We start from the raw sequence: 13,927 nt of genomic DNA on the forward strand, positions 1-13,927 counted from the left end.
GCGATTATCGCCCTTCACGCCACCACATGGTTCCGAAGGCAAGCAGCAGGATGCCGACGCCGGCAAAGCCGGCAAAGAGCGGCAGCGTGTTGATACCCTTCAAGACCGTTTCGCTGGTCATGCGGATCATCATGCGATCGTTATCGGCGACGCGGACCTGGCCGCGCACCGGCAGGATCGGCGGCACGGTGATCCTGCCGCTTTCGTTGGCGACGCGGGTGACGAGGCCCTTGCTTCTGTCGGCCACCGGCTTCAGCACATCGGTCGTCGAGATCATCGCCTTGAACTCCGGCGCGTCGACGGCACCGATATGGACGAGCGTCGACAGCTTGCCGTTGTGGATTTCGAAGAGACCGATCTCGTCCATCCTTTTCTCGGCCTTGTAGAGTCCGGGTTCGGTCTGGGTGAGCGGCAGGGTTTCGGTCTTGCCCGAGGGATAACGCACGGTGGCGTTGCCGGGATTGTCGCCGATCGTCTGGCGCGTGACTTCAAGCGTCCGGCCGGAGGCGCGCGCCGTCAGCGCCTCTTCCTCGAGCGCCGGCTCCTTCATCAGCCAATGGGCGATGCGGCGATAGAGCGAGACGTTCGGGCCGCCGCCTTCGAAGCCGCGCGCCCAGAGCCAGCCCTGATCGGAAAGCAGCATGGCGACCCGGCCCTGGCCGGCGCGGTTCAGCACCAGCAGCGGGTGGTTGTCGGCGCCCAGCATGATCGTCTCACCCTGCGGTCGGTCGACATCGACGCTGCGGAACCAACGGCCCCAATGCGGCGGATCCTCGCCCGAGCCGTCGAGGCCGCGGGTGACGGGATGTTTGCGGCCTTCTTCGGAAAGGCGCGGATAGAAAGCCTTCTCGATCATCTCTCCGGTGGGCGATGCCGGCAGCACCGAGGAAAGCGGCGTCAGTGCTATGGAATCAGGTCCGGCATGCTCGGGACCGGCGGCGATCAGCAGCGCGCCGCCATTGTCGACATATTGGGCGATGTAATCGTAATAGAGCAGCGGCAGCACACCGCGGTGCTGGTAGCGGTCGAAGATGATCAGGTCGAAATCCTTGATCTTGTCGACGAAGAGCTCGCGCGTCGGGAAGGCGATCAGCGACAGCTCGTTGATCGGCGTGCCGTCCTGCTTTTCCGGCGGGCGCAAAATAGTGAAATGGACAAGGTCGACCGAGGCATCGGATTTCAAAAGGTTGCGCCAGGCGCGCTCGCCGGCATGCGGTTCGCCGGAGACGAGCAGGACGCGGAGATTCTGGCGGATACCGTCGATGACGTGAACGGCGCGGTTGTTGGCGGTGGTGACCTCGCCCGGAAGTGCGGCGACGGAAAATTCGAGCACGTTGCTGCCGCCGGCCGGCACTTTGAAAGAGAAGGGCGTGTCCTGGCCGGGCGTCGCCTGCAGGGTGGCGATCTCGTCACCGTTCAGCTTCACGGTGACATTGGCGGTGCCGCCGGGGCTCGGGCCGTCGTCGAAGACGCGCAGAACGACCTGCTGCTCCTCGTTGACGATGCCGAAGCGCGGCCCCTTGATGACTTCGATGCGGCGATCGAATTCATTGGCCTTGCCGGTGATGAGGCCATGGATCGGCGCATCGAAACCGAGCGCCTGATTTGCGGCCGGAACATCATGGACTTCGCCGTCGGTCAGCATGATGGCGCCGCCGATGCGGGCCGGCGGGACGTCGGCGATGTTGGCCGACAGCGCGTCGAACAGGCGCGTTGACGGCACGTCGGAATTGGGATCGCCCTCCACATCGACGAAGCGGGGCTCTATCTGGGGGAAGCGGGCGAGCTGTCCCTTCAAGGCCGCCAGCGCATCGTCGGTCATCTTGACGCGATCGGGCGTCTGCTGGCTTTGGCTTCGGTCGACGAGAACCGGAACGATCGTCGACAGCTGATCCCGGTCCTCCTGCAGCAGCACGGGATTGGCAAGGGCGGTCAGCATGGCCAGCGCCGCCAGCGTTCTGATCCAGGCGCCGCGAATGCCACGCCAGATCGCGAAGGCGGCGATGAGGACGCTGACGGCGGCCAGTGCGGCCAGAACCGGCCAGGGCAGGAAGGGCGAAAAGTCGAACGTCATCTCACTGTCCTAACCGTTCGAGAAGGTCGGGAACATGGACCTGGTCGGTCTTGTAGTTGCCGGTCAGCATGTACATCATGATGTTGACGCCGGCACGGTAGGCATATTCGCGCTGCGCTTCATCGGACGGCACGGTCGGAAGCATCGGCACGCCGTTGTCGTCGATTGCCCAGGCGCCGGCGAAATCATTGCCGGTGATCAGAATCGGCGAAACGCCGTCGGCGGTCGCAGCCGATTTTTCGGTCGCTTCGCGGCCGCCCTGCCGAGCCTCGATCCAAAGCGGGCTGCCGGTGTAACGGCCGGGAAAGCTCGACAGGAGATAGAAGGATTTCGTCAGCACGTGATCGGAGGGCACGGGTTCCAGCGGCGGAATATCGAGATTGGCAAGGATTGCCTGCAGCCTCTGGCCGTTGGCGCTGACATTGCCGCCATTGTCCAATGCGCTGATCTGATCGCGTGTGTCGAAAAGCACGGTGCCGCCATTGCGCATATAGGCGTCGATGCGGCTGATCGCCGCCGCCGACGGCATCGGCGCCGTTGCCGAAACCGGCCAGTAGATGATCGGATAGAAGGCGAGCTCGTCTTTGGTCAGGTCGATGCCGACGGGCGGCGCCGGCTCCAGCGTCGTGCGAAACGTCAGGAACTGGGTGAGGCCCTCGAGGCCGCGCTCGGATATCTCGTCCACTTCCCGTTCCCCGGTGACGACATAGGCGAGGTGCGTGTTGTCGAGCCTCTGCAAGATCAAGTCGTCGCCGGGCTGGGAGTCGTTGGCGTGAAGCGTGCCGGGCTGCATGAGAAAGCCGGCACTGAGCGCAACGGCGATCATCGCCGCTGTACGGGCAGCCGGGCGCAATCGTGAGAATGCGCCGTTCATGAAGAGGACGACCAGGCTATCGGCCAGCAGCAGCAGAAAGGCCGCGAGAAAAAGCGCGGGCTTTGCCGACCAGCTTTCGCCGCCGATCAGGCCTTCGCGCACGGCATTGGTCCCGGCGGTGTCGAGCGGCGTCAGTTCGGCGTCCTCAGGCAGTACGTTCAGGGAGGTGAAACCGTCTTCCGAACCGTAAAGCCCGGGTGGGTTGTCGAAATTCGCCGTCGGTTCGGCTCCGGCCTGTGGAATGAGGGGCCGCGCCGAACCCGTCTCGGAGACGAGCGTGCCCTTGGCCGTCAGCATACGGAATGGCGGCAGGGTTTCGGAGACACGCGCATTACCGCGCGCCTCCGGTGTCACGCCGCCGGAGCGCGATATCTGCAGGAGGTGGCGCAGCATGTCGACGAAAGTGCCGGAGATCGGCAGATCGGACCAAGTCGCTTCCGCCGTGACGTGAAACAGGACGATCTGCCCGGATGCGAGCTGTTTCATCGTCACGAGCGGCGTGCCGTCAGCCAGGCTCGCCCAAGTGCGTTCGGCCAGATCGGGCGTCGGTTCGGCCAGCACCTGCCGCTTGACGACGACATCGGCGGGGCGCGCTATGCCAGCGAAAGGCCCGAAACCCGGAAATTCGGCCAGCGACTGCGGCTCGCTCCAGGACAATGTGCCGCCCAGCGCCCGTTCTCCCTGGCGCAGGATAACGGGGATCAGCGGATCGTCCGCAGGGGCCGCGGCCATGCGCGGACCGGCGAAACGCAACAGCATACCGCCATTCGATATCCAGCGTGTCAGCGGTTCGTAGGTTTCTTCAGGCAGACGGCCGATATCGGCCATGATGATGATGGAGGGATTGCTGGCGAGCAGTTTCGGTATGGCGACCGAAAGATCGGAATCGCTGGGCTGGATCAGGTCCGCATAGGGCTGCAGCGCTCGCTGAATATAATAGAGCGGCGAGAGCAGCGGCTGGAACTCATCCCCGCCTTCACCCGACAGGAGGACGACGCGGCGGCGCTTGAATGCGTCGTCGAGAAGATGGACGGCGCCGGCCGTTGCGCCGTTATCGACGCTGACGCGGGCGAAATCGTTGCGCATCTCGAAGGGCGCGGTGATCGAACTCGTCGCAACGCTCTGGCCGGGGCGGAAATTCACCCTGCCGTTGGCAATCGAGCGGCCTTGGGTATCGACGGCGTTGAGCGCCACGGATGCGGCACGCGAAGTGTTGAGCCGTGTGACCTTGACGGTCATGGCGTCAGCCGCATTGTTGGCCGCGGTGATGGCGACCGTGCGGTCGGCATCACCCTCGATAAGGCGGAGATCGGCGGGCTGAAGTTCTGCGAGCCGTCGCACCGTCGGGTCTTCTGATTTGGCGGCGACGCCGTCGGTCAAAAAGGCTAGGGTGCCGGGCTTGATGCCGTTCAGCGCGGCGCGCAGCGCCTGGAAGGTGCGCTCACGGTCCGGCACCAGCGGTCGCGGCTCGGCGGCGCGCAGCTTGTCGCGGGCGGCAGCGGCGGTGCCAGGAACGGCGTTGTTGCTCGGATCGGCAGTGAAGGCGATCGACACCGGCGTGCCGGCGGATTCCGCATCGTCTATCAACGCATCGGCTGTCTGGATGCGGCGCTCCCAGTCGGGTGCCGCCGCCCAGCTGTTGTCGACGAAGAGGACGAGCGGACCGCCGGATGCCAGCGAACTGGTGCGCGGGTTGAAGACCGGATCGGCGATCGCAAGAATAACAGTGGCGGCGAGCAGCATGCGCAGCAGCGTCAGCCACCATGGGCTCTGCGCCGGCGTCTCCTCGCGCTTCAAGACGGAGGCGAGGATCTTCAGCGGCGGGAAGACCTCGGTCTTCGGACGCGGCGGCGTCAGCCTGAGCAGCCACCAGATGACCGGCAGGGCGATGAGGGCGCCGAGAATGGCAGGATAGGCGAAAGCGAAGGGAAGGGCGTTCACAGCTGCCCTCCATGCGTTGCCTTGGCCGGCATGCCGGACAAATACATGTGCACCGCGACCAGCGCCTCCGAGGCGAGATGATCGGTGCGGTGCGTCGCAAAGGTCCAGCCGAGATGGCGCAGCGATTGGCCGAGGCTCTCCCTGCGGGCGAGGTAGGCGTTGCGATAGGCCTCGCGAATGTGTTCGGCGCGGCCGGAGATAAGCCTGGCGCCGCTCTCCGGATCGGTGAATTCGGTGCGGCCGCTGTAGGGGAATATTTCCTCGGCGGGATCCGATATTTCGACCACATGGCCGCGCAGGCCGCGGCGGGCGAGCGGGCCGAGGCGTTCCATGATCGCCGGCGCATCATCGAGGAAATCGCCGATGAGGACCAGGTCGCTCCAGCCGCGGATCATTCCTGTTTCCGGCAGGCCGCCGGTCAGCGGCGTGTGCATGAGCGCGGCCGCAAGGCGCTCGGCGGCATTGCGGGTGGAGGCGGGTTCCATGATGCCCGGGCAGCCGATGCGCTCGCCGGAACGGGCGAGGATTTCGGCCAGCGCCAGCATGACGACCAGCGCCCGGCTTTCCTTGGAGACGCTGCCATAACTCGACTTGTACATCATCGAGGGCGACATGTCGCACCAGAGCCAGATCGTGTGGGCCGCCTCCCATTCGCGCTCGCGCACATAGGTATGGTCGTCGCGGGCGGAACGGCGCCAATCGATGCGCGACAGGCTTTCGCCCTCGGCATAGGGACGGAACTGCCAGAAATTTTCGCCGATGCCGCGTTTGCGGCGGCCATGCCAGCCGGCGATCACCGTGTTGGCGATGCGCTTGGCTTCCACCAGGCAATCCGGCACCAGGGCGGCCCGCTGCCTGGCGCGGGAAAGGGCATCGCTGCCTGACGTCGGATTGACGATCTGTCCGATAGATGCCACGCGTCCGGCTTCCTTATCCCTTTGCCTGCTTGACCAGTCCGGCAATGACATCGCGCACCGACATGCCTTCGGCGCGGGCAGCGAAAGTCAGCGCCATACGGTGCTGGAGAATGGGTTCGGCGAGCGCGAAGATATCGTCGAGCGACGGCGCCAGGCGGCCTTCGTAGAGCGCCCGGGCGCGGGCGCAGAGCATCATCGCCTGGCCGGCGCGGGGACCGGGACCCCAGGCGACGTTCTTGTCGGTCGAGGCATTGCCCTGGCCGGGACGGGCGGAACGCACCAGCGCCAGGATGGCGTCGACGACCGTGTCGCTCACCGGCATCTGGCGCACCAGGGCCTGAATCTCGATCAGCCGCTGCGCGTCGATGACGGCTACCGGCCGGGTTTCCCCCAAGCCCGTCGTCTCAAGCAGGATCTGGCGTTCGGCGGCGAGTTCGGGATAGTTGACGTCGACCTGCAGCAGGAAGCGGTCGAGCTGAGCTTCGGGCAGGGGATAGGTGCCTTCCTGCTCGAGCGGGTTCTGGGTGGCGAGCACGTGGAAGGGCGCCGGCAGATCATAGCGCTGGCCGGCGATGGTGATGTGATATTCCTGCATGGCTTGCAGAAGCGCCGACTGGGTTCGCGGCGAGGCGCGGTTGATTTCGTCGGCCATCAGCAGTTGGGCGAAAACAGGGCCCTTGACGAAGCGGAAAGAGCGGCGTCCACTGTCGTCCTGATCCATCACTTCGGAGCCGAGAATATCCGAGGGCATCAGATCAGGCGTGAACTGAATGCGGTTGGCGGCAAGGCCGAGCACTTCGCCGAGCGTCGTCACCAGTCTGGTCTTGGCAAGGCCAGGGACGCCGACGAGCAGAGCATGACCACCGGACAGCACGGCGAGAATGGTGTTCTCGACGACGCTTTCCTGACCGAAGATCACCTTCGAGACTTCTGTGCGGATGGCGGCGATATCGGAGAGCGCCTTTTCGGCAGCGGCGACGATCGCCTTTTCATCGAGGCTGGCTTCGGTCTTCATCATACCCACGGGCATCTCCAACGGCTGAAATCATTCGGCAGCGAATCGGCGGACTTATACATCTGCCTCATACTCGATAGAGTTATGGAGATGCGACGGGCTGACAAGTTCGTTGCGAATGACTATCTCGTGACTTCACTTCGTTAAGGACAAACCGGGACGGAAGAATGGCAGCCGAGGAAATCAGCGGACAGGCGGATGCGGCGGGACTTGCCGCCATGATTTCGCGCGCGTCTGACGAAAGCGGCGGAAAAAAACGCGGTTTACCGCCGGTCGAGCGGTGGAATCCGCCTTTCTGCGGCGATATCGACATGGAGATCAGAGCCGACGGTACGTGGTTCTATATGGGCACGCCGATCGGCCGGCCGGCGCTGGTGCGGCTGTTTTCGACGGTTTTGCGCAAGGACGACGACGAGAAGACCTATCTCGTAACTCCTGTGGAAAAGGTCGGGATCAGGGTCGCCGACGCGCCGTTCATTGCCGTGGAGATGAACGTGACGGAGGGGCAGGGCGAACAGGTGCTGACATTTCGCACCAATGTCGGCGATGTCGTGGAGGCGGGAGGAGAGCATCGGCTGCGCTTTGCCATTGCGGACGGCAACGCCGAACTGAAACCCTATCTGCATGTGCGCGGGCGGCTGGAGGCGCTGGTGTCGCGTGCGGTGATGTATGAACTGGTCGCGCTTGGCGAGATCCTCGACGTGGAGGGGCGGGCGATGTTTGCGCTCCGCTCCGCCGGCCAGGTCTTCCCTGTCATGCTGGCCGACGAACTGGATGCTCTTTGCCGATGAATGATGCGATCACCCACCGTTATCCGCTGTTCTCAGCCGCCGAATTCCGCCGCCGCGCCCTCAACCAGAATGGTGGGCCGGTCGACCATGCCTGGCGCGATCACGGCGACCATATCCTCAATCCCGATATCGTCGCCGAGGTCGAGACCTTCAAGCTGCGCGACGCCGCCGTGCTCGTGCCGGTCGTCGACGACGGTGAGGAGGCACATGTGATCTTCACCAAGCGCACGGCAACGCTGCGCAAACATTCCGGGCAGATCGCCTTTCCCGGCGGGTCGATCGATCCATCCGATATCTCACCTGAGATGGCGGCGATCCGCGAGACGGAGGAGGAGATCGGCCTCGCCGGTTCCTTCGTCGAGACCGTTGGGCGGTTGCCGAATTATCTTGCCTCGACCGGCTTCCGCATCACGCCGGTGCTCGGCGTCGTCACGCCGGGGTTCGCGCTGACCCTGAACCCGGCCGAGGTGGCTGACGTCTTCGAGGTGCCGCTGTCATTCCTGATGAACCCTGCCAACCATGCCCGCGACAGGCGTGTCATCGACGGCATCGACCGGCATTTCTACCGTGTGCCCTATGAAACCAGAATGATCTGGGGCATCACCGCCGGCATCGTCCGCACGCTTTACGAAAGGCTTTATGCATGACCCGTCTTGCCGACCAAGCATGGTTCCGCGACCCGGCTCTCGGCCGGATTCTTCCGCTTCTCAATACCGATGGCGGAGAAGGGCGGGTGGTCGGCGGCGCGGTGCGCAACAGCCTGATGGGCCTGCCGGTCAGCGATATCGACATCGCCACGACGCTGACGCCGGAGATCGTCATGGAGCGCGCGGCGGCGGCCGGCATCAAGGCGGTACCGACAGGCCTGCAGCACGGCACGGTGACGCTCGTCATCGACGGCAAGCCCTTCGAGGTGACGACGCTTCGCACCGACGTCGAGACCGACGGGCGCCACGCGAAGGTCGCTTTCAGCACCGATTGGAAGGCCGATGCCGAGCGGCGGGATCTGACGATCAACGCGCTTTATGCCGATGCCAAGGGCGAGGTAGTGGATCTGGTCGGCGGGCTTGCCGATATCGAGAGGCGCAACATCCGCTTCATCGGTGACGCGGCAAAGCGCATCGCCGAAGATCATCTGCGCATCCTGCGCTTCTTCCGCTTCTTTGCCTATTACGGTTCCGGGCGGCCGGATGCGGAGGGGCTGAAGGCGTGTTCGGCGGCGCGTTCGAAGCTGAAGACGCTGTCGGCGGAACGCGTCTGGTCGGAACTGCGGAAGCTCTTGAGTGCTGCCGATCCCGGCCGGGCGCTGCTGTGGATGCGGCAGGTGGCGGTGCTGACGGAAATCCTGCCGGAATCGGAACGATGGGGGATCGATGCGATCCCTTCGCTGGTCGCCACCGAAAAGGCGCTCGGCTGGACGCCCGATCCGCTGCTGCGGCTTGCGGCGATCGTGCCGCCCGATGCGGTGCGGCTGGAAGCGCTGGCAGCCCGCCTCAAGCTCTCGAATGCGGAAGCGGCCACCCTCAGGGCCTGGGCAATGGCCGCACCTGTTAATGACGACATGTCGTCGTCGGCCTTCGAACGGCTGCTCTACCGCAACGGCGCCGACGGCATCACGACGCGGCTGAAGCTGGCGCTCGGCGTGGCGCGTGGCAAGGCTGAAGCGGATTTCGACGAAATGGCGCGGTCGGCGCGGCTCACCAAGCTCCTGGATCAGGCCGCAAACTGGAAGAAGCCGCAATTTCCGCTAAACGGCGGCGATGTGATGTCTGCGGGAATCGCCTCAGGCCCGCGCGTCGGCGAACTGCTTGCCGGCCTGGAAAACCAGTGGGTAGAGGAAAATTTCGTTTCCGACCGGGCGGCACTGCTCGCCCGGCTACAAGAACGACTGCAATAATCAGGCGGCGTTGACCTCGTCGCGGATGCGAGCCTTGATATTATCCACCATGTTCTCACGGATCGTGGTTTCGCCGTGAGCATTTTTCAGATGTTCGACGGCGCGGCGGACCACCTCGGCGTCGCTATCCGCCCGTGTATGCCAAGCGCAGCCCGGGACGAGAGTGCCGCATTCGAAAAGTCGCATGGTCTTCTCCTCTGTTCGAAACACAAAGACGATCGCGATCTGACGCGATTTATGAATGTGCGGGGGGAGGGAAGGTTCCGGCCGGCATCCATATGCCGGCCGGTAAAGGCCGTGTCAGTCGGGCATCGCCCAGGCTTTGTAGGCATCCGAAAGCTGGCCGGGCATGTTGCTGTTGGCGGCCGCTGCTTCATTCTGCAGCTGTTCCGGCGACTTTCCTCCGGCCAACTGCAGCTTGACCTGCTCGATGAAGCAGGACAGCGGCAGATCCGAGCCGCTCTTGGCCCGCAGTTTCTCGGCGATGCGCGTCAGAAACTCGGATGTGTCGATCGTACGAGATGTTTCCTGGGCATCCGTGGACGCGGGCGAACCACTTTGTATCGTCATGACAATCCTCCTCCGATTGTTACGCACATACATATAAAGTTAGGACGCGCTTAATTTTCGTGAAGGTCAATCAACTCGAATTTATCGACGAGATATCACAGTCTCATGGCCAGCGGACGACAGGAGGCAAGGACGAAAGAATGGATTCAACGTTGCCGCCGGTCTTCAGGCCGAAGATCGTGCCGCGATCATACAGCAGATTGAATTCGACGTAGCGGCCCCGGCGGATCAATTGTTCGTCACGGTCGGCCTCTGTCCACAGCTTATTGAAGTTGGAGCGGACAATCTTCGGATAGACCATGGCAAAGGCCCGGCCGACATCGCGGGTGAAGGCGAAATCGGCGTCCCAGCCGCCGGCGTCCTCGCTCGAATGCAGCCAGTCATAGAAGATGCCGCCAATGCCGCGGCCCTCGTTGCGATGCTTCAGGAAGAAATATTCGTCGCACCAGGCTTTGTAGGCAGCGTAATCGGCGACGGCATGATTACGGCAGGCGATCTCCATCGCCTTGTGGAAGAGCTGGCTGTCCTCGTCCTCTTGGGTGCGCCGGCGCGACAGCACCGGCGTCAGGTCGGCGCCGCCGCCGAACCAGCGGCTCGTGGTGACGACCATGCGGGTGTTCATATGTACAGCCGGAACATTCGGATTGACGGGATGGGCTATCAAGGAGATGCCCGAGGCCCAGAAACGCGGATCGTCCTTGGCGCCTGGTATCTGCGCCCGGAAGTCCGGGGAGAATTCGCCATGGACGGTGGACGTGTGGACGCCGACCTTCTCGAAGACCCGGCCCTCCATCATCGACATGCGGCCACCGCCGCCGGCGCCGTTTTCGCGCGACCAGTCCTTGGCGGTGAATCGGCCGGGCTCCTGATCGGAGAGCGGGCCTTCCAGCTCGTCTTCGAGGGCTTCAAAAGAGGCGCAGATCGTATCGCGCAGTCCTTCGAACCAGCTGCGGGCGGCAGCCTTCTTCTCTTCGATATCCTCAGGCAAGCCGATCGGCAGTTCCGGTCTTTCCATGTCACGCCTCCGGCGGTCGGTATCCGTTAAGGGGTGCGACTCGCTCATTCCTCGTTGCCGGCCACGTCTAGCAGGTGGCGCCGCTTCTCGCCAAGCCAAGGGCAACGCTGCCCGGCGTTTCCAAGATTCGACTCGCAAATCAAGTATTTCGATACTACCTTTTCCGAAGAGGTAGGTTTGATGAAAAAAGTTCCAGGACCTCCGTCCTTCGACGGCCTGAAGCGCAGGATAGCAAGACATCGGGCGGAAACGTCCTCCCGCCGGAAAGACCATTTCGTGCGTGAGACATATTGCCTCGGCCTCCTCGACGCACGCGCCAAAGCGCGCGAATGGTTCGACGAATATCCGAAGGCGGCCTACTGGACAGAGGTGGAAAGCTGGCGCCAGCTCGACGGCGACCAGATCGAATTCACGATGCGCCGCCTGCCTTCGGCCGATTGACCGTCACTCCGCCGCGGGTCGTACGCGGCTTTCGATCAGCAGACCGCTCTCATCCATGATCGGATGCGCCACCGAGACGATGTGGGCGTTGATACGCTTCAGGTCGCGCAGCATGTCGAGATGCAGCGAACTCGTCTGCAGGCTGTCGGCGCGGCCGTCGCGCAGGCGTTCGAGATGGCGCTCGGCCGACTGCTTCTCCATCCGGCGCACCTCGACCTTTACCTCCATCATCTGCCGCGCGAGATTGAAATCGCGGGTGACGAAGATCGTCTGGGCGACGCGCAGATTGTCGATCGTCAGATCGAACAGCTTGCGCAGTTCCTGATGGCCGTCGTCGGAAAATTTCAGGCCGAGCGAGATCTTCTTCGCCACCTGTTCCCGCAAGCCTTTCTCGATGATGTCGCCCATATGTTCGAGATTAATCGCGTAGTCGATGACGACGATCGAGCGGCGGGCGTTCTCGTCGGTGAGACCCTCGCGGCCGAGCTTCGAGAGATAGACCTTCACTGCCTGCTGCAGCCGGTCGACGCGCTCTTCGAGAGCCGGGATTTCGGCAAGCTTGCCGGCATCATTCTGCTCGAAGGCTTCGGAGACCCTGACCAGCATGCGCTCGATGAGGTCGCCGACGCCGAGCACTTCGCGGGTGGCGCTGGTCAGGGCAATGACGGGTGTCGAAAGCTCCTGCGTGTCGAGATATTTCGGGGCGTTGTCAGGCTCGGCCTGATCCGGCACCAGCCGGGCCATCAGGGTGGCGAGCGGCCGGGAGAATGGCCAGGCGAGGGCTGCCAGCAGAAGATTGAAGGCGAGATGCGCATCGACCGGCAGCTTGGCCGGACCGAAGGGCAGCATCTGGATGAGTTCGGCGCCATAGCCCGCCAGCGGCAGGGCGATGAAGCAGCCGAGCGCGCGCACCGCGAGGTTGCCGAGAGTGACGCGCCGCGCCGAAACCGGGCCGGACAATGTCGCAATGACAGGCGGGATCGCGCCGCCGAGATTGGCGCCGAGCACGAGAACGATGACAAGTTCGGCCGAAACCAGACCCGCCGAGGCGAGCGACAGGATTAGCACCACCACAGCCAGGCTCGAGGAGGAGAGGAAGGCAAGAGCTGCCGAGAAGAGCAGCGCCACGGGCAGCGCCCCGTCCAGAAGGCCGATAAATGCGGCGAGAGCCGGGGAGGCGCGCATCGGTTCCGTCGCGAGGCCGAGCAGATGCAGCGACAGCAGCATCAGACCGATGCCGATCAGTGCCGCGCCGCCGCCCTGGCGGGTGCTGGAGCGGCCGCGGTAAAGCACGATGCCGGCCAGGATCAGCAACGGAGAGAGCCATTCGATGCCGGTGGCGACGATCCAGGCGGTGATCGCCGTGCCGACATTGGCGCCGAGCAGGACGATCTGCGCCATGCGCGGCTTGATCAGGTCACGTTCGACGAAGGATGCTGTCATCAGCGCGGTTGCCGTCGAACTCTGCAGCGCGATGGTCGCCACCAGTCCCGACAGAAAGGACCGGAAACCACCGCGCGTGCCGCTCGCCAGACCTGCTCTCAGCCGTGCGCCGAAGGCCCTGGACACGCCGTCCTTCACCTGCGCGAGGCCGAACAGCAGTAAAGCCACGGCGCCGAACAGGTTGATCATGATGACTGTGGAATCCATTTTCTTGCTTTTATTCTTCTTTCATCTGCCTTTGAGAGGGGTAGGCTTGGGTGTAGCCTACCAAACTGTTGAAATTATGGAGGCTATACGATATGTTTGTTTGCTCGGCTAATAAATATAGACCGATTTGGCGCGGATTGACAACGTCATTTTCCGACACGGTCCGGAGCTGATCGGCTATTTCGCCGACGCCGGTGCCGGTCAAGCCCAGACGGTCAACTCCAGACGGTCTGGCGCATCGCTTCGCTGACGATCATCGCGGCCGAAACGGCGATGTTGATCGAACGCTGGCCCTCGACCATCGGGATCAGGATGCGGGCATCCGCCTTCTCATGCACATGATCCGGCACCCCGGCGCTTTCGCGGCCGAAAAGCAGGATGTCGCTGGGGTGGAAGGCAAAATCGGTGTAGCGGTCGGCCGCCTTGGTCGAGGCTAGGATCAGGCGGCGGCCGGTCGTGGCGCGCCACGCCTCGAAGCGATCCCAGTTGACATGGCGGGTCAGCGCAGCGGCGGCGATATAGTCCATGCCCGAGCGTTTCAGGTTGCGGTCGGAAACGTCGAAGCCGGCCGGTTCGATCAGATCGACCGCAAAGCCGAGGCAGGCGGCAAGTCGCAGGATCGTGCCGGTATTGCCCGGAATATCCGGCTGGTAGAGTGCCAATCTGAGGTCCGTCATCGCGCCGCTTATTTTCGTTGGGACGCGTGAGACCTAAAGCAACTGCCTTTTCGCCGCAACAGGGC

Annotated in this window: 13 protein-coding genes; 4 read left to right on the top strand and 9 right to left on the bottom strand. The window is 63.6% G+C overall.

Annotation, left to right across the window (positions count from 1 at the left end):
- Positions 1-4 precede the first annotated feature (4 nt).
- Genes AF337_RS37820 through AF337_RS37835 form a run of 4 tightly spaced genes read right to left on the bottom strand, consistent with a single transcriptional unit; the run spans position 5 to position 6,830 of the window.
- Positions 5-2,074, bottom strand: a complete 2,070-nt coding sequence (locus tag AF337_RS37820) for a hypothetical protein (RefSeq protein WP_049736168.1) — start codon at positions 2,072-2,074, stop codon at positions 5-7.
- A gap of 1 nt (position 2,075) precedes the next feature.
- Entirely contained in the window at positions 2,076-4,889 is a 2,814-nt protein-coding gene (locus tag AF337_RS37825) for a DUF4159 domain-containing protein (RefSeq protein WP_049736169.1), read from the bottom strand.
- Positions 4,886-5,806 carry a DUF58 domain-containing protein gene (locus AF337_RS37830; protein WP_049736170.1) on the bottom strand — a complete coding sequence of 307 codons (921 nt, stop codon included), beginning with the start codon at positions 5,804-5,806 and terminating at the stop codon, positions 4,886-4,888. Before AF337_RS37830 ends, AF337_RS37825 begins: the two co-directional genes overlap by 4 nt.
- A gap of 13 nt (positions 5,807-5,819) precedes the next feature.
- Complete coding sequence (locus tag AF337_RS37835) at positions 5,820-6,830, bottom strand: AAA family ATPase (protein ID WP_049736171.1); 1,011 nt, start codon at positions 6,828-6,830, stop codon at positions 5,820-5,822.
- 158 nt (positions 6,831-6,988) lie between these two features.
- Between AF337_RS37835 and AF337_RS37840 the strand changes: the two genes are divergently transcribed.
- The 3 genes from AF337_RS37840 to AF337_RS37850 are packed head-to-tail and all read left to right on the top strand — an operon-like array spanning position 6,989 to position 9,509.
- Complete coding sequence (locus AF337_RS37840) at positions 6,989-7,612, top strand: DUF1285 domain-containing protein (protein ID WP_049736172.1); 624 nt, start codon at positions 6,989-6,991, stop codon at positions 7,610-7,612.
- The gene (locus tag AF337_RS37845) at positions 7,609-8,259 is read left to right on the top strand and encodes a CoA pyrophosphatase (protein ID WP_049736173.1); all 651 of its coding nucleotides are present in this window, start codon (positions 7,609-7,611) and stop codon (positions 8,257-8,259) included. The genes AF337_RS37840 and AF337_RS37845 overlap by 4 nt, the downstream gene beginning before the upstream one ends.
- Positions 8,256-9,509 (top strand): CCA tRNA nucleotidyltransferase, encoded by a 1,254-nt coding sequence (locus AF337_RS37850; RefSeq protein WP_049736174.1) that lies wholly within the window; start codon positions 8,256-8,258, stop codon positions 9,507-9,509. The genes AF337_RS37845 and AF337_RS37850 overlap by 4 nt, the downstream gene beginning before the upstream one ends.
- On the opposite strand, the gene AF337_RS37855 is transcribed toward AF337_RS37850, so the two are convergent.
- The 3 genes from AF337_RS37855 to hemF all read right to left on the bottom strand — a co-directional run bounded on the left by AF337_RS37855 (position 9,510) and on the right by hemF (position 11,094).
- Entirely contained in the window at positions 9,510-9,695 is a 186-nt protein-coding gene (locus AF337_RS37855) for a DUF1059 domain-containing protein (protein ID WP_003565542.1), read from the bottom strand.
- 114 nt (positions 9,696-9,809) lie between these two features.
- A complete protein-coding gene (locus AF337_RS37860; protein WP_049736175.1) occupies positions 9,810-10,079 on the bottom strand; it encodes a hypothetical protein in 270 nt (89 codons plus the stop codon).
- 103 nt (positions 10,080-10,182) lie between these two features.
- The gene (gene hemF, locus AF337_RS37865; protein ID WP_049736176.1) at positions 10,183-11,094 is read right to left on the bottom strand and encodes an oxygen-dependent coproporphyrinogen oxidase; all 912 of its coding nucleotides are present in this window, start codon (positions 11,092-11,094) and stop codon (positions 10,183-10,185) included.
- A gap of 180 nt (positions 11,095-11,274) precedes the next feature.
- Between hemF and AF337_RS37870 the strand changes: the two genes are divergently transcribed.
- Positions 11,275-11,535, top strand: a complete 261-nt coding sequence (locus tag AF337_RS37870) for a hypothetical protein (RefSeq protein ID WP_003565536.1) — start codon at positions 11,275-11,277, stop codon at positions 11,533-11,535.
- 3 nt (positions 11,536-11,538) lie between these two features.
- Here AF337_RS37870 and AF337_RS37875 read toward each other — a convergent pair whose 3' ends face one another.
- Together AF337_RS37875 and AF337_RS37880 are read right to left on the bottom strand one after the other, a co-directional pair.
- Positions 11,539-13,185 (bottom strand): Na/Pi cotransporter family protein, encoded by a 1,647-nt coding sequence (locus tag AF337_RS37875; protein ID WP_049736177.1) that lies wholly within the window; start codon positions 13,183-13,185, stop codon positions 11,539-11,541.
- 215 nt (positions 13,186-13,400) lie between these two features.
- A complete protein-coding gene (locus AF337_RS37880) occupies positions 13,401-13,862 on the bottom strand; it encodes a tRNA (cytidine(34)-2'-O)-methyltransferase (protein WP_049736178.1) in 462 nt (153 codons plus the stop codon).
- Between the last annotated feature and the right edge of the window lie 65 nt (positions 13,863-13,927).

Origin of the sequence: Rhizobium ecuadorense, assembly GCF_001187535.1 — a bacterium.
Taxonomy (GTDB): Bacteria; Pseudomonadota; Alphaproteobacteria; order Rhizobiales; family Rhizobiaceae; genus Rhizobium; species Rhizobium ecuadorense.

What these genes read in the sequence shown, in the direction of transcription:
- AF337_RS37855 (WP_003565542.1), bottom strand. Translation starts at nt 9,695, where the DNA reads ATGCGACTTTTCGAATGCGGCACTCTCGTCCCGGGCTGCGCTTGGCAT.
- AF337_RS37870 (WP_003565536.1), top strand. Translation starts at nt 11,275, where the DNA reads ATGAAAAAAGTTCCAGGACCTCCGTCCTTCGACGGCCTGAAGCGCAGG.
- hemF (WP_049736176.1), bottom strand. Translation starts at nt 11,094, where the DNA reads ATGGAAAGACCGGAACTGCCGATCGGCTTGCCTGAGGATATCGAAGAG.
- AF337_RS37880 (WP_049736178.1), bottom strand. Translation starts at nt 13,862, where the DNA reads ATGACGGACCTCAGATTGGCACTCTACCAGCCGGATATTCCGGGCAAT.
- AF337_RS37875 (WP_049736177.1), bottom strand. Translation starts at nt 13,185, where the DNA reads ATGGATTCCACAGTCATCATGATCAACCTGTTCGGCGCCGTGGCTTTA.
- AF337_RS37850 (WP_049736174.1), top strand. Translation starts at nt 8,256, where the DNA reads ATGACCCGTCTTGCCGACCAAGCATGGTTCCGCGACCCGGCTCTCGGC.
- AF337_RS37820 (WP_049736168.1), bottom strand. Translation starts at nt 2,074, where the DNA reads ATGACGTTCGACTTTTCGCCCTTCCTGCCCTGGCCGGTTCTGGCCGCA.
- AF337_RS37845 (WP_049736173.1), top strand. Translation starts at nt 7,609, where the DNA reads ATGAATGATGCGATCACCCACCGTTATCCGCTGTTCTCAGCCGCCGAA.
- AF337_RS37860 (WP_049736175.1), bottom strand. Translation starts at nt 10,079, where the DNA reads ATGACGATACAAAGTGGTTCGCCCGCGTCCACGGATGCCCAGGAAACA.
- AF337_RS37840 (WP_049736172.1), top strand. Translation starts at nt 6,989, where the DNA reads ATGGCAGCCGAGGAAATCAGCGGACAGGCGGATGCGGCGGGACTTGCC.